Origin of the sequence: Bacteroides ihuae (assembly GCF_900104585.1) — a bacterium.
Classification (GTDB): domain Bacteria; phylum Bacteroidota; class Bacteroidia; order Bacteroidales; family Bacteroidaceae; genus Bacteroides; species Bacteroides ihuae.
Genome location: NZ_FNVX01000006.1, coordinates 1,344,091 through 1,361,050 on the forward strand (window position 1 = coordinate 1,344,091; position 16,960 = coordinate 1,361,050).

The window sequence follows — 16,960 nt, forward strand, 5'->3', positions numbered from 1 at the left end:
ATGTTTCTTCCTTATTTGTAAGTGGATAATATCTACAATATACTCAGCTTATGACAGAGTCTAAATATACTAAATATATGAATGATCAAAAAAGTGAAGGTCAATTGCAAATTGAATTGAGCGATGAAGTGGCCCAAGGTAAATATGCTAATCTAGCAATTATTACTCATTCCAGTTCGGAATTTGTTCTTGATTTTATATGTGTTATGCCAGGTGTTCCTAAGGCAAATGTACAATCACGTATTATAATGGCCCCAGAACATGCAAAGCGTTTGTTGTGGGCTCTAAAGGAAAATCTTCTGGAGTATGAAAGAATTAATGGAAGTATCTCCTTACCCGAAGAGCCTGAATTGTTTGCTGCTACAACGATTAAAGGTGAAGCTTAAAAGAAAAAAACGTTATGGGTTGAATTTTCCAAATATTATTTGTATTTTTGCAGCCCAAAATGTATAGTAAAGAAATTAATATAACAAATATATAAATTAAAAACAATTAAGATGCCTACAATTCAGCAATTAGTAAGAAAAGGACGCTCTGTGTTGGTGGATAAGAGTAAATCTCCTGCCCTTGACTCGTGTCCTCAAAGACGTGGCGTTTGCGTGAGGGTTTATACAACCACACCTAAAAAACCAAACTCTGCAATGCGTAAAGTAGCTCGTGTTCGTTTAACAAACCAGAAAGAGGTGAACTCTTATATACCTGGTGAAGGACATAACTTGCAAGAGCACTCGATAGTTTTAGTGCGTGGAGGACGTGTAAAGGACCTGCCTGGTGTGCGTTATCATATCGTTCGTGGAACGCTTGATACAGCAGGAGTTGCTGGACGCACGCAAAGGCGTTCTAAATATGGAACTAAGCGTCCTAAACCAGGACAACCTGCTGCACCTGCTAAGAAGAAATAATTAGCATACATATTTAATTTAAACTATAAGTAATAACTTTCGTTTTTAGTTTGTTGGATAAGCTATAAAGGTTGAGTAAATTTTCCAGAGGGGAGATTGAAGTCAGTATTTTGCAGCCAAAAACAAAAACATTATTTTTCAAACAAATGAGAAAAGCCAAACCAAAAAAACGTGTGATTCTTCCTGATCCCGTTTTCAATGATCAAAAAGTATCCAAATTTGTAAACCATCTAATGTATGATGGTAAGAAGAATACTTCTTATGAAATCTTTTATGCTGCTTTAGAGGTAGTCAAAAATAAACTTCCTAATGAAGAAAAGTCTGCTTTGGAGATATGGAAGAAAGCATTAGAAAATATTACCCCTCAAGTAGAAGTGAAGTCTCGTCGCGTAGGTGGGGCAACTTTTCAGGTTCCTACTGAAATCCGTCCTGATCGTAAGGAGTCAGTTTCAATGAAAAATTTGATTTTATATGCTCGTAAGAGAGGTGGGAAATCAATGGCTGATAAACTTGCAGCTGAAATAATGGATGCATTTAATGAACAAGGTGGTTCGTATAAGCGTAAAGAAGATATGCATAGAATGGCTGAAGCTAATCGTGCATTTGCTCATTTCAGATTCTAAATACTATAGAGAGGTTAATTCGATTAAAAACTTAAAGTAAAGGATTGAAAAAATGGCAAGACAAGATTTACATTTAACTCGTAATATTGGTATTATGGCTCACATTGATGCCGGGAAAACCACTACGTCTGAACGTATCCTGTTTTATACAGGACTAACTCATAAAATCGGTGAGGTTCATGATGGTGCGGCAACAATGGACTGGATGGCGCAGGAGCAAGAGCGCGGCATCACTATCACCTCTGCTGCAACGACTACTCGATGGAAGTATGCAGGAGATGTTTATAAGATAAACTTAATTGATACTCCAGGACACGTTGACTTTACTGCAGAGGTTGAACGTTCTCTGCGTGTGCTTGATGGAGCTGTGGCTACATATTGTGCTGTAGGCGGTGTGGAACCCCAATCTGAAACAGTATGGCGCCAAGCAGATAAATATAGTGTACCTCGTATTGGGTATGTTAATAAAATGGACCGTTCCGGCGCTGACTTTTTTGAAGTTGTACGCCAAATGAAGACTGTTTTGGGAGCTAATCCATGTCCTATTGTTGTTCCTATTGGTTCAGAGGAATCTTTTAAAGGTCTTGTGGATCTTATTAAGATGAAGGCTATTTATTGGCATGATGAAACAATGGGTGCTGATTATTCTGTAGAAGAGATACCGGCTAATCTACTTGATGAATGCGCAGAATGGAGAGATAAGATGCTTGAAAAAGTAGCTGAATATGATGATGCGTTGATGGAGAAATATTTTGATGATCCTTCGACTATTACTGAAGAAGAGGTTTTGAGAGCACTCCGTAATGCAACTGTGCAAATGGCTATTGTGCCCATGCTTTGTGGTTCATCTTTTAAAAATAAAGGTGTTCAGACGTTGTTGGACTATGTCTGTGCTTTTTTACCTTCGCCTCTAGATACTGAAAATGTTATCGGTACAAACCCAGATACGGGTGCTGAAGAGGATCGTAAACCTAGTGAGGATGATAAAACGTCTGCTTTGGCTTTTAAAATAGCAACTGACCCTTATGTGGGGCGTTTGACTTTTTTCCGTGTGTATTCAGGAAAGATTGAGGCCGGTTCTTATATATATAACTCACGTTCAGGTAAGAAGGAGCGTGTATCTCGTTTATTCCAGATGCACTCTAATAAACAAAATCCGGTTGATGTTATTGGTGCAGGTGATATTGGTGCAGGTGTTGGCTTTAAAGACATTCACACTGGAGATACATTGTGTGATGAAAATTCGCCAATTATCTTAGAGTCTATCGACTTTCCTGAAACTGTAATTGGTATTGCTATTGAGCCAAAAACCCAGAAAGATATGGATAAATTATCTAATGGTTTGGCTAAATTGGCAGAAGAGGATCCGACGTTTACTGTTCACACTGATGATCAAACGGGTCAAACGGTAATCTCTGGTATGGGTGAGTTACATCTTGATATCATTATAGACCGCCTTAGAAGAGAATTTAAGGTTGAATGTAATCAAGGACGTCCTCAGGTTAATTATAAGGAGGCAATTACGAAAACCGTAAATCTACGCGAAGTTTATAAGAAACAATCGGGAGGGCGTGGAAAATTCGCTGATATTATAGTAAATATAGGGCCTGTTGATTCTGATTTTGTACAAGGTGGATTGCAATTTGTTGATGAGGTGAAGGGTGGTAACATTCCAAAAGAATTTATACCTTCAGTTCAGAAAGGATTTCAGTCAGCGATGAAAAATGGTGTGTTGGCAGGTTATTCGTTGGATTCTTTAAAGGTTTCACTGATTGATGGTTCTTTCCATCCTGTAGATTCAGACCAGTTGTCTTTTGAGATCTGTGCAACACAGGCATATAGAAATGCTTGTGCTAAAGCTGGTCCTGTCTTATTAGAACCAATGATGAAGCTGGAGGTTGTGACCCCAGAAGAAAATATGGGTGACGTGATTGGAGATTTAAATAAGCGTCGTGGTCAAGTAGAAGGAATGGAATCTAGTCGTTCTGGAGCAAGAATCGTAAAAGCATTGGTGCCTTTAGCGGAAATGTTTGGCTATGTAACGACTTTACGAACAATCTCTTCTGGTCGTGCGACGTCTTCTATGACATATTCTCACCACGCCCAAGTTTCTTCTTCAATAGCTAAAGCTGTTTTAGAGGAGGTTAAGGGACGTGCTGATTTACTCTAAATGACTATCTGGAACAATTGATTAGTGAATGACTCTTAATCGATTGTTCCGGATAATTTATAAATTTATTAATCTAATTATAATGAGTCAAAAAATCAGAATTAAATTAAAATCTTACGATCATAATCTAGTCGATAAATCGGCTGAAAAAATCGTGAAGACAGTGAAGAGTACCGGCGCTATTGTTAGTGGTCCTATACCTTTACCTACGCATAAGCGTATTTTTACAGTGAATCGTTCAACTTTCGTTAATAAGAAATCTAGAGAGCAATTTGAACTTTCTTCTTATAAAAGATTGATCGATATTTATAGTTCAACCGCTAAAACAGTTGATGCTTTGATGAAGCTTGAGCTACCTAGTGGTGTTGAAGTTGAAATTAAAGTTTGATAATTAAAACAAAGTGAAATGCCAGGATTATTAGGAAAAAAAATCGGAATGACATCCGTGTTCAGTGCTGATGGTAAAAATGTACCATGCACTGTTATCGAAGCAGGTCCTTGTGTTGTTACGCAGGTGAAATCTCATCAAAATGATGGGTACGAAGCCGTGCAGGTTGGTTTCCAAGAAAAGAAAGAGAAACATACCACAAAGCCTTTGATGGGACACTTCAAAAAGGCTGGAGTAACACCAAAGAGACACTTGGCCGAGTTCAAGGGATTTGAAAGCGAACTTAGCTTAGGAGATTCTATTACTGTGGATCTCTTCAATGATGTCGAGTTTGTTGATGTAATAGGAACTTCTAAGGGAAAAGGATTTCAAGGAGTAGTAAAAAGACATGGTTTTGGTGGTGTTGGTCAAGCAACTCACGGTCAACATAATCGTGCCCGTAAACCAGGTTCTATCGGTGCTTGTTCATATCCAGCTAAGGTTTTTAAGGGTATGCGCATGGGTGGCCAACTTGGAGGTGACAGAGTCACGGTTCAAAACTTGCAGGTATTAAAAGTGATCGGGGAACATAATCTTTTGTTAGTAAAGGGATCTGTTCCAGGTTGCAAAGGTTCAATCGTAATAATTGAGAAATAATGGAAGTTAACGTATATAATATTAAAGGTGAAGACACTGGGAGAAAGGTTACGTTAAATGACTCTATCTTTGGTATTGAGCCTAATGATCATGCTATTTATCTGGATGTAAAACAGTTTATGGCTAATCAACGTCAGGGTACGCACAAATCTAAAGAGAGAAGTGAAATAAGTGGCTCTACGCGTAAAATTGGCCGTCAGAAAGGTGGTGGTGGTGCTCGCCGAGGAGATATGAACTCTCCGCTGCTTATTGGTGGTGGTCGTGTTTTTGGACCTAGGCCTAGAGATTACTTTTTTAAGTTAAATAAGAAAGTAAAAGTTCTAGCTAGAAAATCAGCCTTGGCGTATAAAGCTAAAAATGATGCAATTGTTGTTGTCGAAGATTTTAATTTGGATACACCAAGAACAAAAGATTTTATCGAAATAACAAAAAAACTTAAAGTTTCTGATAAAAAGCTACTTGTTATTTTATTGGAAGCAAATAAAAACGTATATTTGTCGGCTCGTAACGTAATAGGCGCTAATGTTCAAGTGATTTCAGGGTTAAATACTTATAAGGTATTGAATGCTGGAGTTGTTGTGTTTACTGAAAGTGCTCTTTCGGCTGTTGATAATATCTTAATTTAAAAAGGAGGCTTAGGTAATGGGAATTATTATTAAACCGTTGGTGACGGAAAAGATGACTGCAATGACAGATAAACTAAATCGTTTTGGTTTTATTGTACGTCCGGAAGCCAATAAATTAGAGATTAAGAAAGAGGTTGAGGCTTTTTATAATGTTACGGTGATTAGTGTTAATACAGTTAAGTATTCTGGCAAAAATAAAAGCCGTTATACAAAAGCCGGTATTATTAATGGCAGAACTAACGCATATAAAAAAGCGATCGTGGCTTTGAAAGAAGGAGATACTATTGATTTTTATAGCAATATTTAAGAAAAATGGCAGTACGTAAATTTAAGCCTACAACACCGGGGCAAAGACATAAAATTATTGGTACTTTTGAAGAAATTACTGCTCGGGTACCAGAGAAGTCTCTTGTATATGGGAAGAAATCTTCAGGTGGTCGCAATAGTGAAGGTAAGATGACTATGCGCTACATTGGTGGTGGCCAAAGGAAGGTGATTAGAATTGTTGATTTCAAGAGAAATAAAGACGGTGTACCAGCTGTAGTAAAGACTATTGAATATGACCCGAATCGTTCGGCTCGTATTGCTTTGCTTTTTTATGCAGATGGTGAAAAACGATATATTATTGCTCCCAATGGGTTGCAAGTAGGTGTGACATTGATGTCAGGTGAAAATGCTGCGCCAGAAATTGGTAATGCGCTTCCTTTGCAGAATATCCCTGTAGGTACAGTAATTCATAATATTGAGTTACGTCCTGGTCAGGGTGCTGCTTTTGTTCGCTCTGCGGGAAATTTTGCTCAATTAACATCAAGAGAAGGTAAATATTGTGTTATAAAATTACCTTCTGGTGAAGTAAGACAGATACTTAGTACATGTAAAGCTACTGTTGGTAGTGTGGGTAATTCTGATCATGGACTGGAATGTTCTGGTAAAGCTGGACGTTCAAGATGGCAGGGACGGCGTCCACGTAACCGTGGTGTAGTAATGAATCCAGTGGATCACCCAATGGGTGGTGGAGAAGGACGTGCTTCTGGTGGGCATCCACGATCTCGCAAGGGACTGTATGCTAAGGGTCTTAAAACAAGAGCTCCTAAGAAGCAGTCTTCTAAGTATATTATTGAGAGAAGAAAAAAGTAATCTGATTAATTGAGTAAACTATGAGTCGTTCATTAAAAAAAGGTCCATATATTAATGTTAAGCTTGAAAAAAAAGTGCTTGTTATGAATGAAGCAGGTAAAAAGGCTGTCGTTAAAACTTGGGCTAGAGCTTCAATGATTTCACCTGATTTTGTAGGTCATACAGTTGCAGTTCACAATGGAAATAAATTTATTCCTGTTTATATTACCGAGAACATGGTCGGGCACAAGTTGGGCGAATTTTCTCCAACTCGTACATTTAAAGGACATTCTGGTAATAAGAAAAAATGATGGAATTTACAGAAATAATAAAGTATTAAAATAAATGGGAGCAAGAAAAAAAATATCGGCAGACAGAAGAAAGGAAGCCCTTAAATCCATGTATTTTGCTAGATTGCAAAATGTCCCAACATCCCCTCGTAAGATGCGCCTTGTGGCAGACATGGTTCGCGGAATGGAGGTTAACAGAGCTCTTGGCGTTTTGAAGTTTTCATCAAAAGAAGCTGCTGCGAGAGTTGAAAAGTTACTGCGATCTGCGATTGCCAATTGGGAGCAAAAAAACGAGCGCAAAGCAGAAAGTGGCGAATTGTTCGTTACTAAGATTTTTGTTGATTGCGGATCTACTTTAAAAAGAATGAGACCCGCTCCACAAGGTAGAGGATATAGGATTCGTAAACGTTCAAATCATGTGACTTTGTTCGTGGATTCTAAAAGTAATAATGAAGATCAAAATTAAGCTACATGGGACAAAAAGTTAATCCAATAAGTAACCGTTTAGGAATTATCAGAGGTTGGGATTCTAATTGGTATGGTGGAAATGATTATGGTGATTCATTGCTTGAAGATAGCAAAATTCGTAAGTATCTTAATGCAAGATTAGCTAAGGCTAGCATGTCACGAATTATCATAGAACGTACCCTGAAGCTTGTTACTATTACTGTTTGTACAGCTCGTCCTGGCATTATAATTGGTAAAGGTGGACAAGAAGTTGATAAGTTGAAGGAGGAGTTGAAGAAAATTACTGATAAAGATATTCAGATTAATATTTTTGAGGTAAAGCGTCCTGAACTTGATGCGGTTATTGTTGCTAATAATATCGCTCGCCAAGTTGAAGGTAAAATAGCCTATCGTCGTGCAATAAAAATGTCTATAGCTAACACTATGCGCATGGGAGCGGAAGGTATAAAGGTGCAAATTTCAGGACGTTTGAATGGAGCAGAGATGGCTCGTTCTGAAATGTATAAAGAAGGAAGAACTCCGCTACATACTTTCAGGGCAGATATCGATTATTGTCATGCTGAGGCATTGACTAAAGTTGGTCTTCTTGGCATAAAAGTTTGGATTTGTCGTGGTGAAATTTTTGGCAAAAAAGATTTGGCCCCTAATTTTGCTCAAAGCAAAGACAATGCTCGTGGAAGCAATAATAATGGTGGAAAGAACTTTAAAAGAAAGAAAAATAATCGCTAAACGAATTTGAATTTTAGGAATTATGTTACAACCGAAAAAGACGAAATTCAGAAGACAACAGAAGGGGCGCATGAAAGGCATTTCTCAGAGGGGAAATCAGCTTGCTTTTGGTTCTTTTGGTATAAAGGCCCTGCAGAATAAGTGGATTACAGGTAGGCAGATTGAAGCGGCGCGTATTGCTGTTACAAGATATATGCAGCGTCAAGGGCAAATTTGGATTCGAATTTTCCCAGATAAACCGATCACAAAGAAGCCTGCAGAAGTGCGTATGGGTAAAGGTAAAGGTTCTCCAGAAGGATTTGTTGCTCCTATAACTCCAGGTAGAATTATAATTGAAGTTGAAGGAGTATCGTATGAGATCGCTAAGGAAGCTTTGCGCTTAGCTGCGCAGAAACTTCCTGTTACTACGAAGTTTATAGTTAGGCGTGATTACGATGTTCAAAATCAAAATGCGTAACGTATATGAAAATTTCGGAAATTAAAGAAATGTCTACTGGTGACTTAGTAGAAAGAGTAAATGCTGAAGTGGTTAATTATAACCAAGTAGTTTTAAATCATTCTATTTCTCCTTTGGATAATCCTGTTCAGATTAAATATTTGCGTAGAACCATTGCGAGAATGAAATCTGAACTACGTCAAAGAGAACTTACTAATAAATGATGGGCTTGATGGAAGCAAGAAATTTAAGAAAAGAAAGAACAGGGGTTGTATTAAGCAACAAGATGGATAAAACGATTACTGTTGCTGCAAAGTTTAAAGAAAAGCACCCTATATATGGTAAATTCGTTAGTAAAACGAAGAAATACCATGCTCATGATGAAAAGAACGAATGTAATATTGGTGATACAGTATGTATTATGGAAACTCGTCCTTTGAGCAAGACTAAAAGGTGGAGATTGGTAGAAATAATTGAAAGAGCTAAGTAATTATGATACAAGCAGAATCCAGGCTGACAGTATGTGACAATAGCGGAGCAAAGGAAGCTTTGTGTATCCGAGTTTTAGGTGGTACAGGGCGTCGTTATGCTTCTGTTGGGGATGTAATAGTTGTTTCTGTAAAGAACGTCATCCCTTCGAGTGATATAAAAAAAGGTGCAGTGTCAAAAGCTTTAATCGTGCGGACAAGAAAAGAGATTCGTCGTGTAGATGGATCTTATATACGTTTTGATGATAATGCTTGCGTATTACTTAATAATGCGGGTGAGATCCGCGGTAGTCGTATCTTTGGTCCTGTTGCAAGAGAACTTCGTGCTACAAACATGAAAGTAGTTTCGCTTGCACCTGAAGTACTTTAATCTTGTAAAAGTTTTAAGTAATGAATAAATTACATATAAAGAAAGGTGATACAGTTTACGTGAATTCAGGTGAAGAGAAAGGTAAAACTGGTCGAGTGTTAAAGGTTCTTGTTAAAGAGTTGCGTGCAATTGTTGAAGGCATTAATTTGGTTTCAAAAAGCATTAAGCCTAATGCTAAGAATCCTCAAGGTGGTATAGTTAAGCAGGAAGCTTCTATCCATTTATCAAACTTGAATTTGGTTGACCCTAAGACAGGTAAGGCTACGCGTATTGGGAGAAAAATAAGTTCTGAAGGAACTTTAGTGCGTTATTCTAAAAAAACAGGAGAGGAGATTAAATAATGAGTAATACTGCTAGCCTAAAAAAAGAATATGCAGAGCGTATTGCTCCTGCATTGAAATCACAATTTGAGTATTCTTCAGTAATGCAAATTCCTGTACTTAAGAAGATTGTTATCAATCAAGGCTTAGGTATGGCTGTTGCAGATAAGAAAATAATCGAGGTTGCAATAAATGAAATGTCGGCTATTACGGGCCAAAAAGCTGTTGCCACTATCTCTCGTAAAGATATTGCTAATTTTAAATTACGTAAGAAGATGCCTATTGGTGTAATGGTCACTCTACGTAGAGAGAGGATGTATGAGTTCTTGGAGAAATTAGTTCGCGTAGCATTGCCTCGTATTCGAGATTTTAAAGGTATAGAAAGTAAGTTTGATGGAAAGGGAAATTACACTCTTGGAATCCAGGAACAGATTGTCTTCCCTGAAATTAATATAGATGGTATTACTAGAATTCTAGGGATGAATATTACCTTTGTAACTTCAGCTGAAACTGATGAAGAAGGATATGCTCTTTTGAAAGAATTTGGTTTACCGTTTAAAAACGCAAAAAAAGACTGATTGTTATGGCAAAAGAATCAATGAAGGCTCGTGAAGTTAAGCGTGCTAAATTAGTAGAAAAATATGCCGAGAAAAGAGCTCAGTTGAAGAAAGATGGTGACTTTGAGGCTCTACAAGCCTTGCCAAAGAATTCTTCGCCTGTGCGAATGCATAATCGTTGCAAATTGACGGGGCGTCCAAAAGGCTATATCCGTCAGTTTGGTGTATCAAGAATTCAGTTCCGTGAAATGGCATCTAATGGGCTTATCCCTGGTGTGAAAAAAGCGAGCTGGTGATAATCTATTTTATTTAAATATTGTCAGGATAGTCCTGGTTAATTTAATTGTTTTCATTTATGACAGATCCAATTGCTGATTATTTAACGAGATTGAGGAATGCAATTAGTGCTAAGCACAGAATTGTAGAAGTTCCTGCTTCGAATTTGAAAAGAGAAATCACTAAGATTCTTTTTGAAAAAGGCTACATCCTTAATTATAAGTTTGTAGAAGATGGTCCACAAGGTACTATAAAAGTGGCTTTAAAATATGATTCGATTAACAAAGTTAGCGCAATCAAGAAGATGGAAAGAATATCTTCTCCAGGTATGCGAAAGTATACTGGATATAAAGATATGCCACGTGTGATTAATGGTTTGGGTATTGCTATAATATCTACTTCCAAAGGTGTAATGACAAACAAAGAAGCGGCTGATTTGAAAATAGGTGGTGAGGTTTTGTGTTATGTATATTAATTTAGGAGGAATAAGCAATGTCAAGAATAGGAAAATTACCCATTAGTATACCAGTAGGGGTTGCTGTAACATTTGTGAATGATTGTGTTACAGTAAAAGGCCCTAAAGGTGAGTTAAGTCAATATATTAATCCACTTATTGGAGTGGATATTCAGAGTGGGCATGTTGTTTTAAGTCGTCAGAGTGATGATAAGCAAGAACGCGCTTTTCATGGTTTGTATCGTTCATTAATTCATAATATGGTTGTAGGGGTATCTGAAGGATATAAAAAAGAGCTTGAATTAGTAGGTGTTGGATACCGTGCTTCTAATAATGGAAATATTATTGATTTGGCGTTAGGCTATACTCACAATATTTTCATACAACTTCCACCCGAAGTAAAGGTTGAAACAAAAGCAGAGAGAAATAAAAACCCACTTATTCTTTTAGAATCTTGTGATAAGCAACTGTTAGGTCAAGTTTGCTCTAAGATACGTTCTTTCCGTAAGCCTGAACCTTATAAGGGTAAAGGTATTAAGTTTGTTGGAGAAGAAATTCGTAGAAAGTCTGGAAAATCGGCTGGTGCTAAGTAATTTATGTAAATGTGAGTATTATGACAACAAAAGTAGAAAGACGAATCAAAATTAAATATAGAGTGCGTAATAAGATATCTGGCTCAGCCGAACGTCCACGTATGAGTATATTTAGGAGTAATAAGCAGATATATGTGCAGATAATTGATGATCTCTCAGGTAAAACGTTGGCCTCTGCCTCATCATTAGGCTTGGAAGACAAGTTGCCGAAGAAGGAACTAGCTGCACAAGTAGGTGGCTTGATTGCGAAAAAAGCTCAGGAAGTTGGGGTATTAGCCGTTATTTTTGATCGCAATGGTTACTTATATCATGGGAGAGTAAAAGAAGTGGCTGATGCGGCTCGTAACGGTGGACTTAAATTTTAATCATTATGTCAGGAATTAATAATAAGATGAAAATTACTAATGATTTAGAGTTAAAGGATAGGTTGGTTGCCATTAACCGTGTCACTAAAGTGACAAAGGGTGGTAGGACATTCAGCTTCTCTGCGATTGTTGTTGTTGGTAATGAAGAAGGAATTATTGGATGGGGACTCGGTAAAGCTGGTGAAGTAACTGCTGCAATAGCTAAAGGTGTTGAATCAGCCAAGAAAAATTTGATTAAAATTCCATTGCTAAAAGGAACTGTACCTCATGAACAATTTGCTAAATTTGGTGGTGCTGAGGTATTTATCAAACCAGCTTCTCATGGTACTGGTGTAGTAGCAGGTGGTGCGATGCGTGCTGTTCTTGAAAGTGTTGGTATTACTGATGTTTTGGCTAAATCGAAAGGATCATCTAATCCTCATAATTTAGTTAAGGCTACTATTTTGGCATTAAGTGAGATGCGTGATGCGAGGATGGTCGCACAAAATAGAGGGATTAGTGTTGAAAAAGTATTTAGAGGATAAGGAGGATATTATGTCATCTATTAAGATTAAACAAATTAAGAGTAGAATTGGTGCACCAATTGACCAAAAAAGAACTTTGGATGCATTAGGACTTCGCAAACTTAACCGAGTTGTTGAACATGAATGTACCCTCTCTATTTTAGGCATGGTAGATAAAGTGAAACATTTGGTTACTATTGTTAAGTAATTATTTCTTGAATATAAAAATTAGTTACAATATGAATTTAAGTAATTTAAAACCTGCTGAAGGAGCTACTAAAACGCGGAAAAGAATTGGACGTGGTTCTGGTTCTGGTTTAGGAGGAACTTCAACAAGAGGTCATAAGGGGGCGAAATCTAGATCTGGTTATTCAAAAAAGATTGGTTTTGAAGGTGGGCAAATGCCTCTTCAACGTCGTGTCCCAAAATTTGGCTTTAAGAATATAAATAGAATAGAGTATAAAGCGATTAATTTAGATACTATTCAGAAGCTAGCAGAAGCAAACAAGGTGAACAAACTTGTTCTTCGTGATTTCATAGAAGCTGGCTTTATTTCGACTAATCAGTTAGTCAAAGTTTTAGGTAATGGATCGTTAACAATTACCCTTGAAGTGGAAGCCCATGCTTTTTCTAAAACAGCTGTAACTGCTATTGAAGCTGTAGGTGGAAATGTAGTAAAACTTTAATTCAATGAGAAAAGCTATTGAAACGTTAAAGAATATATGGAAAATTGAGGATCTAAGACAACGGATCCTCATTACCGTATTGTTTGTTGCAATTTACCGTTTTGGATCATATATTGTACTTCCAGGGATAAACCCTGGAATGTTAAAGCAATTGCATCAACAAACTAGTGAAGGCCTTTTGGCTTTATTGAACATGTTCTCTGGAGGAGCTTTTTCTAATGCTTCAATTTTTGCGTTAGGTATTATGCCCTATATCTCTGCTTCTATTGTAGTTCAATTATTGGGAATTGCGGTTCCTTATTTTCAGAAATTACAGCGTGAGGGTGAGAGTGGTACGAGAAAGATGAACCAATACACTCGTTATTTGACAATCCTTATATTGTTAGTACAAGCACCGTCATATCTGCTTAATCTTAAAATGCAGGCTGGCCCTTCTTTAAATGCTTCATTAGATTGGACTTTATTCATGTTCACTTCCACTATTATCTTAGCTGCGGGAAGCATGTTCATTCTTTGGCTTGGTGAAAGAATAACAGATAAAGGTATTGGCAATGGTATCTCATTCATCATTTTGGTTGGTATTATAGCGCGTCTTCCCCAATCTCTATTCCAAGAATTAATTTCTCGTATGACAGATAAGACTGGTGGTTTGATTATGTTTTTGATTGAAATTGTAATTCTTTTAGTAGTAATTGCAGCTGCTATTCTTTTAGTTCAGGGAACTCGAAAAGTTCCAGTACAATATGCTAAAAGGATTGTTGGAAACAAACAGTATGGTGGTGCGCGACAATACATTCCTTTAAAGGTAAATGCTGCGGGTGTTATGCCTATAATATTTGCTCAGGCCATTATGTTCATTCCTATAACTTTCATAGGTTTTTCTAACACGAATACTGCGAGTGGGTTTATTCACGCTTTTACTGATCATACTAGTTTGTGGTATAATGTTGTTTTTGGGGTGATGATTATCTTGTTTACCTATTTTTATACTGCAATAACTATCAACCCGACTCAAATGGCTGAAGATATGAAAAGGAATAATGGTTTTATTCCAGGAATAAAGCCTGGCAAGAATACTGCTGAATATCTTGATGATATTATGTCTCGTATTACTCTGCCTGGTTCTTTCTTTCTTGCTCTAGTTGCAATTATGCCCGCTTTTGCAGGCGTTTTTGGAGTTAAAGCTGAGTTTGCTCAATTCTTTGGTGGTACATCTTTGTTAATTCTTGTGGGTGTTGTTCTTGACACTTTGCAACAAATAGAAAGCCATTTATTAATGCGTCATTATGATGGTTTATTAAAATCAGGAAGAATAAAAGGGCGTACTACTGGCAGTGGAATTGCTGCATACTAACAGTCTGGAATGATATTTATTATAACCGAAGATAAAACTTTTGTTAGAGTAATCTCTTTGCTTAAAGGTGAGGTTGCTGAGTTGATAAAACTTGGAGGGTCTACTAGGCGGCACTTGGATAGGATTGAAGAAGAGCCTGTTAGTAATATAGCTATTCCAACTTTTGAATGTTCTTGTTCACTAAGTCAATAGAATAATTTCTCTTATTGTTCAAGATGTACTCCTGTTGATAAGAGTAAATTATTCATCATATTCTTTCAGCAGTCTTGTGTTGCAAGTATGGAATATTGTATCTGTTGACTGTGGAATTTATTAGAACAGCTTTTGCCGCGGTTCAGCTTGTACTCTCTCTGTTGGTGATGTTAATGCCAAAGTTAAAGGGTTAGTTGGTATAGGCTCTTTATATAGGTGTTTAATATGCTACTCAGGAGCAAGGAGTTGGTGGATGATATAAGATTACTTGATTCAATTGTATTGTGGAGTTCATTCTTATTACGTTATTATTAAGGGAAAAGAGGATATGGCATTTTTAAAGAGGATTTTTATTGCTATTGAACCTATGATACTTTAAGTAACTGTTAGATTCTGTTGAAAAATGATGGATGGGCTAATAGAATAGATTGTAATTTTTCTGCTCATTTTGAGTATGCGTTGCAATCAGGGATGGTGAAGTTGAATTCCTTTCCACATTTGATTTTAAAGATGAGGTTTTAGGCGATAAAAGGAATATAATTATATGGCAAAGCAATCTGCAATAGAACAAGATGGAATTATAGTTGAGGCATTGTCAAATGCAATGTTTCGTGTTGAATTGGAAAATGGGCATGAAATTACGGCTCATATATCTGGCAAAATGAGAATGCATTATATTAAAATTTTGCCAGGAGATAAAGTTAGAGTAGAAATGTCTCCTTATGATTTGTCGAAAGGGAGAATTGTATTTAGATATAAATAAAAGATATGAAAGTTAGAGCATCATTAAAAAAACGTACGCCGGAATGTAAAATAGTAAGGCGTAATGGCTGTTTGTATGTTATCAACAAGAAAAATCCTAAGTATAAACAACGTCAAGGATAATTCGTTATTTTTAGAAGAAAAATAATTTAGTATATGGCTATAAGAATAGTTGGTGTAGATTTACCTCAGAACAAGAGAGGTGAGATAGCGTTGACCTATGTATATGGAATAGGGCGCAGTAGTTCAGCGAAAATCCTAGAAAAAGCTGGTGTTGATAGAGATCTTAAAGTTAAAGACTGGACAGATGATCAAGCTGCAATGATTCGTGAGATTATCGGAACAGGATTTAAAGTTGAGGGTGATCTTCGCTCTGAGGTTCAATTGAATATCAAACGATTGATGGATATCGGTTGTTATCGTGGTGTACGTCATCGTATTGGTTTGCCTGTTAGAGGGCAGAGCACGAAGAATAATGCGCGTACTCGTAAGGGTCGGAAGAAAACTGTTGCTAATAAGAAAAAAGCTACTAAATAATAATTGTTGATATGGCAAAAAAAACAGTCGCAGCGAAAAAGAGAAATGTTAAAGTAGATGCTAATGGCCAGTTACATGTGCATTCATCTTTCAACAATATTATTGTTTCTCTTGCAAATAATGAAGGACAGATAATCTCATGGTCATCTGCTGGTAAAATGGGTTTTAGAGGTTCTAAAAAGAACACTCCTTATGCAGCTCAAATGGCTGCACAAGATTGTGCGAAAATAGCGTTTGATCTTGGTCTTAGGAAAGTGAAAGCTTATGTCAAAGGTCCAGGTAATGGGCGCGAGTCTGCAATTAGAACCATCCATGGTGCAGGGATCGAAGTTACAGAAATTGTTGATGTAACACCACTACCTCACAATGGATGTCGCCCTCCTAAAAGACGTAGAGTTTAAACTTTATCTTTAAAATAATGCTTAATTTTGTTTTAGGATTGCATTAATTCTTCTCTGTAATCGTGGCTGCACAAATTAAGTTTATGATTATAATAATTAAAAATAAAAAAAATGGCTAGATATACTGGACCAAAATCGAGAATAGCCCGTAAATTTGGTGAAGGAATTTTTGGAGCTGACAAGGTTCTATCAAAGAAAAATTATCCTCCTGGGCAACATGGTAATTCCAGAAAAAAGAAAACGTCTGAGTATGGAATTCAACTTCGTGAGAAACAAAAGGCGAAATATACTTATGGCGTTTTAGAAAAGCAATTTCGGAATTTGTTTGAAAAAGCTGAATCGGCAAAAGGTATTACGGGTGAAATACTTCTTCAGTTACTTGAAGGTCGCTTAGATAATGTTGTTTTTCGTTTAGGTATAGCTCCAACTCGTTCCGCTGCGCGTCAGCTTGTAAGTCATAGACATATTACAGTTGATGGGAAGGTTGTAAATATTCCTTCATATGCAGTGAAGCCAAGTCAAATTATAGGTGTTCGTGAGAGGTCTAAATCGTTGGAAATCATAGCTAATTCCCTCGCTGGATTTAATCATAGCAAATACGCTTGGTTGGAGTGGGATACTACTTCAAAATTAGGTAAGCTATTACATGTACCTGATCGTGCAGACATCCCAGAGAATATTAAAGAACAGTTGATTGTAGAGTTATATTCTAAATAAT

Annotated in this window: 31 protein-coding genes; all 31 read left to right on the forward strand. The window is 36.9% G+C overall.

What is annotated here, in order from left to right; all coding sequences use genetic code 11:
- Positions 1-77 precede the first annotated feature (77 nt).
- The 31 genes from BQ5338_RS16185 to rpsD all read left to right on the forward strand — a co-directional run bounded on the left by BQ5338_RS16185 (position 78) and on the right by rpsD (position 16,959).
- A complete protein-coding gene (locus tag BQ5338_RS16185) occupies positions 78-386 on the forward strand; it encodes a DUF3467 domain-containing protein (RefSeq protein ID WP_071147951.1) in 309 nt (102 codons plus the stop codon).
- A gap of 111 nt (positions 387-497) precedes the next feature.
- Positions 498-902 (forward strand): 30S ribosomal protein S12, encoded by a 405-nt coding sequence (rpsL, locus tag BQ5338_RS16190; protein WP_071147783.1) that lies wholly within the window; start codon positions 498-500, stop codon positions 900-902.
- A gap of 146 nt (positions 903-1,048) precedes the next feature.
- Positions 1,049-1,525, forward strand: coding sequence for a 30S ribosomal protein S7 (gene rpsG / locus BQ5338_RS16195; RefSeq protein WP_071147784.1), 477 nt, complete (start codon positions 1,049-1,051; stop codon positions 1,523-1,525).
- 52 nt (positions 1,526-1,577) lie between these two features.
- Positions 1,578-3,695: an elongation factor G gene (gene fusA / locus BQ5338_RS16200; protein WP_071147785.1), complete on the forward strand. Its 2,118-nt coding sequence runs from the start codon at positions 1,578-1,580 to the stop codon at positions 3,693-3,695.
- Between the two features lie 82 nt (positions 3,696-3,777).
- Positions 3,778-4,083: a 30S ribosomal protein S10 gene (gene rpsJ, locus BQ5338_RS16205; protein ID WP_024997600.1), complete on the forward strand. Its 306-nt coding sequence runs from the start codon at positions 3,778-3,780 to the stop codon at positions 4,081-4,083.
- A gap of 18 nt (positions 4,084-4,101) precedes the next feature.
- On the forward strand, positions 4,102-4,719 hold the full coding sequence (gene rplC, locus BQ5338_RS16210; RefSeq protein ID WP_071147786.1) for a 50S ribosomal protein L3: 618 nt from the start codon (positions 4,102-4,104) through the stop codon (positions 4,717-4,719).
- Positions 4,719-5,345 (forward strand): 50S ribosomal protein L4, encoded by a 627-nt coding sequence (gene rplD, locus BQ5338_RS16215; protein WP_071147787.1) that lies wholly within the window; start codon positions 4,719-4,721, stop codon positions 5,343-5,345. Before rplC ends, rplD begins: the two co-directional genes overlap by 1 nt.
- Before the next feature lie 16 nt (positions 5,346-5,361).
- The gene (gene rplW / locus BQ5338_RS16220) at positions 5,362-5,652 is read left to right on the forward strand and encodes a 50S ribosomal protein L23 (protein WP_071147788.1); all 291 of its coding nucleotides are present in this window, start codon (positions 5,362-5,364) and stop codon (positions 5,650-5,652) included.
- 5 nt (positions 5,653-5,657) lie between these two features.
- Complete coding sequence (rplB, locus tag BQ5338_RS16225; protein ID WP_071147789.1) at positions 5,658-6,482, forward strand: 50S ribosomal protein L2; 825 nt, start codon at positions 5,658-5,660, stop codon at positions 6,480-6,482.
- Between the two features lie 20 nt (positions 6,483-6,502).
- A complete protein-coding gene (gene rpsS, locus BQ5338_RS16230; protein WP_071147790.1) occupies positions 6,503-6,772 on the forward strand; it encodes a 30S ribosomal protein S19 in 270 nt (89 codons plus the stop codon).
- A 34-nt stretch (positions 6,773-6,806) separates the two neighbouring features.
- A complete protein-coding gene (gene rplV, locus BQ5338_RS16235; RefSeq protein ID WP_071147791.1) occupies positions 6,807-7,217 on the forward strand; it encodes a 50S ribosomal protein L22 in 411 nt (136 codons plus the stop codon).
- Between the two features lie 5 nt (positions 7,218-7,222).
- Positions 7,223-7,948, forward strand: a complete 726-nt coding sequence (rpsC, locus tag BQ5338_RS16240; protein WP_071147792.1) for a 30S ribosomal protein S3 — start codon at positions 7,223-7,225, stop codon at positions 7,946-7,948.
- A 22-nt stretch (positions 7,949-7,970) separates the two neighbouring features.
- Positions 7,971-8,405 carry a 50S ribosomal protein L16 gene (rplP, locus tag BQ5338_RS16245; RefSeq protein ID WP_071147793.1) on the forward strand — a complete coding sequence of 145 codons (435 nt, stop codon included), beginning with the start codon at positions 7,971-7,973 and terminating at the stop codon, positions 8,403-8,405.
- Between the two features lie 5 nt (positions 8,406-8,410).
- Positions 8,411-8,608 (forward strand): large ribosomal subunit protein uL29, encoded by a 198-nt coding sequence (locus BQ5338_RS16250; RefSeq protein WP_071147794.1) that lies wholly within the window; start codon positions 8,411-8,413, stop codon positions 8,606-8,608.
- Positions 8,605-8,874: a 30S ribosomal protein S17 gene (gene rpsQ / locus BQ5338_RS16255; protein ID WP_139265278.1), complete on the forward strand. Its 270-nt coding sequence runs from the start codon at positions 8,605-8,607 to the stop codon at positions 8,872-8,874. Before BQ5338_RS16250 ends, rpsQ begins: the two co-directional genes overlap by 4 nt.
- A gap of 2 nt (positions 8,875-8,876) precedes the next feature.
- The gene (gene rplN / locus BQ5338_RS16260) at positions 8,877-9,242 is read left to right on the forward strand and encodes a 50S ribosomal protein L14 (protein ID WP_071147795.1); all 366 of its coding nucleotides are present in this window, start codon (positions 8,877-8,879) and stop codon (positions 9,240-9,242) included.
- A 20-nt stretch (positions 9,243-9,262) separates the two neighbouring features.
- Positions 9,263-9,583, forward strand: a complete 321-nt coding sequence (rplX, locus tag BQ5338_RS16265) for a 50S ribosomal protein L24 (RefSeq protein WP_071147796.1) — start codon at positions 9,263-9,265, stop codon at positions 9,581-9,583.
- Positions 9,583-10,140: a 50S ribosomal protein L5 gene (rplE, locus tag BQ5338_RS16270; RefSeq protein WP_071147797.1), complete on the forward strand. Its 558-nt coding sequence runs from the start codon at positions 9,583-9,585 to the stop codon at positions 10,138-10,140. Before rplX ends, rplE begins: the two co-directional genes overlap by 1 nt.
- A 5-nt stretch (positions 10,141-10,145) precedes the next feature.
- Entirely contained in the window at positions 10,146-10,415 is a 270-nt protein-coding gene (gene rpsN / locus BQ5338_RS16275; RefSeq protein WP_071147798.1) for a 30S ribosomal protein S14, read from the forward strand.
- Positions 10,416-10,474: 59 nt separating this feature from the next.
- The gene (gene rpsH, locus BQ5338_RS16280; protein WP_071147799.1) at positions 10,475-10,870 is read left to right on the forward strand and encodes a 30S ribosomal protein S8; all 396 of its coding nucleotides are present in this window, start codon (positions 10,475-10,477) and stop codon (positions 10,868-10,870) included.
- Between the two features lie 17 nt (positions 10,871-10,887).
- On the forward strand, positions 10,888-11,442 hold the full coding sequence (gene rplF / locus BQ5338_RS16285; RefSeq protein WP_071147800.1) for a 50S ribosomal protein L6: 555 nt from the start codon (positions 10,888-10,890) through the stop codon (positions 11,440-11,442).
- A 20-nt stretch (positions 11,443-11,462) separates the two neighbouring features.
- A complete protein-coding gene (rplR, locus tag BQ5338_RS16290) occupies positions 11,463-11,807 on the forward strand; it encodes a 50S ribosomal protein L18 (protein ID WP_071147801.1) in 345 nt (114 codons plus the stop codon).
- Between the two features lie 5 nt (positions 11,808-11,812).
- Positions 11,813-12,331 (forward strand): 30S ribosomal protein S5, encoded by a 519-nt coding sequence (rpsE, locus tag BQ5338_RS16295; RefSeq protein ID WP_071147802.1) that lies wholly within the window; start codon positions 11,813-11,815, stop codon positions 12,329-12,331.
- A gap of 10 nt (positions 12,332-12,341) precedes the next feature.
- Positions 12,342-12,518 carry a 50S ribosomal protein L30 gene (rpmD, locus tag BQ5338_RS16300; protein ID WP_071147953.1) on the forward strand — a complete coding sequence of 59 codons (177 nt, stop codon included), beginning with the start codon at positions 12,342-12,344 and terminating at the stop codon, positions 12,516-12,518.
- 31 nt (positions 12,519-12,549) lie between these two features.
- The gene (gene rplO / locus BQ5338_RS16305; RefSeq protein WP_071147803.1) at positions 12,550-12,996 is read left to right on the forward strand and encodes a 50S ribosomal protein L15; all 447 of its coding nucleotides are present in this window, start codon (positions 12,550-12,552) and stop codon (positions 12,994-12,996) included.
- A gap of 4 nt (positions 12,997-13,000) precedes the next feature.
- Complete coding sequence (gene secY, locus BQ5338_RS16310; protein ID WP_071147804.1) at positions 13,001-14,350, forward strand: preprotein translocase subunit SecY; 1,350 nt, start codon at positions 13,001-13,003, stop codon at positions 14,348-14,350.
- Positions 14,351-15,086: 736 nt separating this feature from the next.
- Positions 15,087-15,305, forward strand: a complete 219-nt coding sequence (infA, locus tag BQ5338_RS16320) for a translation initiation factor IF-1 (protein WP_013617984.1) — start codon at positions 15,087-15,089, stop codon at positions 15,303-15,305.
- Positions 15,306-15,310: 5 nt separating this feature from the next.
- Positions 15,311-15,427: a 50S ribosomal protein L36 gene (rpmJ, locus tag BQ5338_RS16605; RefSeq protein WP_073402467.1), complete on the forward strand. Its 117-nt coding sequence runs from the start codon at positions 15,311-15,313 to the stop codon at positions 15,425-15,427.
- A 33-nt stretch (positions 15,428-15,460) separates the two neighbouring features.
- The gene (rpsM, locus tag BQ5338_RS16325) at positions 15,461-15,841 is read left to right on the forward strand and encodes a 30S ribosomal protein S13 (RefSeq protein WP_071147806.1); all 381 of its coding nucleotides are present in this window, start codon (positions 15,461-15,463) and stop codon (positions 15,839-15,841) included.
- A gap of 11 nt (positions 15,842-15,852) precedes the next feature.
- Positions 15,853-16,242, forward strand: coding sequence for a 30S ribosomal protein S11 (rpsK, locus tag BQ5338_RS16330; protein WP_071147807.1), 390 nt, complete (start codon positions 15,853-15,855; stop codon positions 16,240-16,242).
- Positions 16,243-16,353: 111 nt separating this feature from the next.
- Positions 16,354-16,959, forward strand: coding sequence for a 30S ribosomal protein S4 (gene rpsD / locus BQ5338_RS16335; RefSeq protein WP_071147808.1), 606 nt, complete (start codon positions 16,354-16,356; stop codon positions 16,957-16,959).
- The last annotated feature ends 1 nt before the right edge of the window (position 16,960 follow it).

Bases quoted from the DNA above. Each gene is read 5' to 3' on its own strand.
- rplW (WP_071147788.1), top strand. From the start codon at position 5,362: ATGGGAATTATTATTAAACCGTTGGTGACGGAAAAGATGACTGCAATG.
- rpsN (WP_071147798.1), top strand. From the start codon at position 10,146: ATGGCAAAAGAATCAATGAAGGCTCGTGAAGTTAAGCGTGCTAAATTA.
- rplX (WP_071147796.1), top strand. From the start codon at position 9,263: ATGAATAAATTACATATAAAGAAAGGTGATACAGTTTACGTGAATTCA.
- rpmJ (WP_073402467.1), top strand. From the start codon at position 15,311: ATGAAAGTTAGAGCATCATTAAAAAAACGTACGCCGGAATGTAAAATA.
- secY (WP_071147804.1), top strand. From the start codon at position 13,001: ATGAGAAAAGCTATTGAAACGTTAAAGAATATATGGAAAATTGAGGAT.
- infA (WP_013617984.1), top strand. From the start codon at position 15,087: ATGGCAAAGCAATCTGCAATAGAACAAGATGGAATTATAGTTGAGGCA.
- rplN (WP_071147795.1), top strand. From the start codon at position 8,877: ATGATACAAGCAGAATCCAGGCTGACAGTATGTGACAATAGCGGAGCA.
- rpsC (WP_071147792.1), top strand. From the start codon at position 7,223: ATGGGACAAAAAGTTAATCCAATAAGTAACCGTTTAGGAATTATCAGA.
- rpsE (WP_071147802.1), top strand. From the start codon at position 11,813: ATGTCAGGAATTAATAATAAGATGAAAATTACTAATGATTTAGAGTTA.
- rpsG (WP_071147784.1), top strand. From the start codon at position 1,049: ATGAGAAAAGCCAAACCAAAAAAACGTGTGATTCTTCCTGATCCCGTT.
- rpsQ (WP_139265278.1), top strand. From the start codon at position 8,605: ATGATGGGCTTGATGGAAGCAAGAAATTTAAGAAAAGAAAGAACAGGG.
- BQ5338_RS16250 (WP_071147794.1), top strand. From the start codon at position 8,411: ATGAAAATTTCGGAAATTAAAGAAATGTCTACTGGTGACTTAGTAGAA.
- rplF (WP_071147800.1), top strand. From the start codon at position 10,888: ATGTCAAGAATAGGAAAATTACCCATTAGTATACCAGTAGGGGTTGCT.
- rpsS (WP_071147790.1), top strand. From the start codon at position 6,503: ATGAGTCGTTCATTAAAAAAAGGTCCATATATTAATGTTAAGCTTGAA.
- rpsD (WP_071147808.1), top strand. From the start codon at position 16,354: ATGGCTAGATATACTGGACCAAAATCGAGAATAGCCCGTAAATTTGGT.
- rplP (WP_071147793.1), top strand. From the start codon at position 7,971: ATGTTACAACCGAAAAAGACGAAATTCAGAAGACAACAGAAGGGGCGC.
- rpsM (WP_071147806.1), top strand. From the start codon at position 15,461: ATGGCTATAAGAATAGTTGGTGTAGATTTACCTCAGAACAAGAGAGGT.
- BQ5338_RS16185 (WP_071147951.1), top strand. From the start codon at position 78: ATGAATGATCAAAAAAGTGAAGGTCAATTGCAAATTGAATTGAGCGAT.
- rplV (WP_071147791.1), top strand. From the start codon at position 6,807: ATGGGAGCAAGAAAAAAAATATCGGCAGACAGAAGAAAGGAAGCCCTT.
- rplD (WP_071147787.1), top strand. From the start codon at position 4,719: ATGGAAGTTAACGTATATAATATTAAAGGTGAAGACACTGGGAGAAAG.
- rpsL (WP_071147783.1), top strand. From the start codon at position 498: ATGCCTACAATTCAGCAATTAGTAAGAAAAGGACGCTCTGTGTTGGTG.
- rplR (WP_071147801.1), top strand. From the start codon at position 11,463: ATGACAACAAAAGTAGAAAGACGAATCAAAATTAAATATAGAGTGCGT.
- rpmD (WP_071147953.1), top strand. From the start codon at position 12,342: ATGTCATCTATTAAGATTAAACAAATTAAGAGTAGAATTGGTGCACCA.
- rplO (WP_071147803.1), top strand. From the start codon at position 12,550: ATGAATTTAAGTAATTTAAAACCTGCTGAAGGAGCTACTAAAACGCGG.
- rpsH (WP_071147799.1), top strand. From the start codon at position 10,475: ATGACAGATCCAATTGCTGATTATTTAACGAGATTGAGGAATGCAATT.
- rplE (WP_071147797.1), top strand. From the start codon at position 9,583: ATGAGTAATACTGCTAGCCTAAAAAAAGAATATGCAGAGCGTATTGCT.
- fusA (WP_071147785.1), top strand. From the start codon at position 1,578: ATGGCAAGACAAGATTTACATTTAACTCGTAATATTGGTATTATGGCT.
- rplC (WP_071147786.1), top strand. From the start codon at position 4,102: ATGCCAGGATTATTAGGAAAAAAAATCGGAATGACATCCGTGTTCAGT.
- rpsJ (WP_024997600.1), top strand. From the start codon at position 3,778: ATGAGTCAAAAAATCAGAATTAAATTAAAATCTTACGATCATAATCTA.
- rpsK (WP_071147807.1), top strand. From the start codon at position 15,853: ATGGCAAAAAAAACAGTCGCAGCGAAAAAGAGAAATGTTAAAGTAGAT.
- rplB (WP_071147789.1), top strand. From the start codon at position 5,658: ATGGCAGTACGTAAATTTAAGCCTACAACACCGGGGCAAAGACATAAA.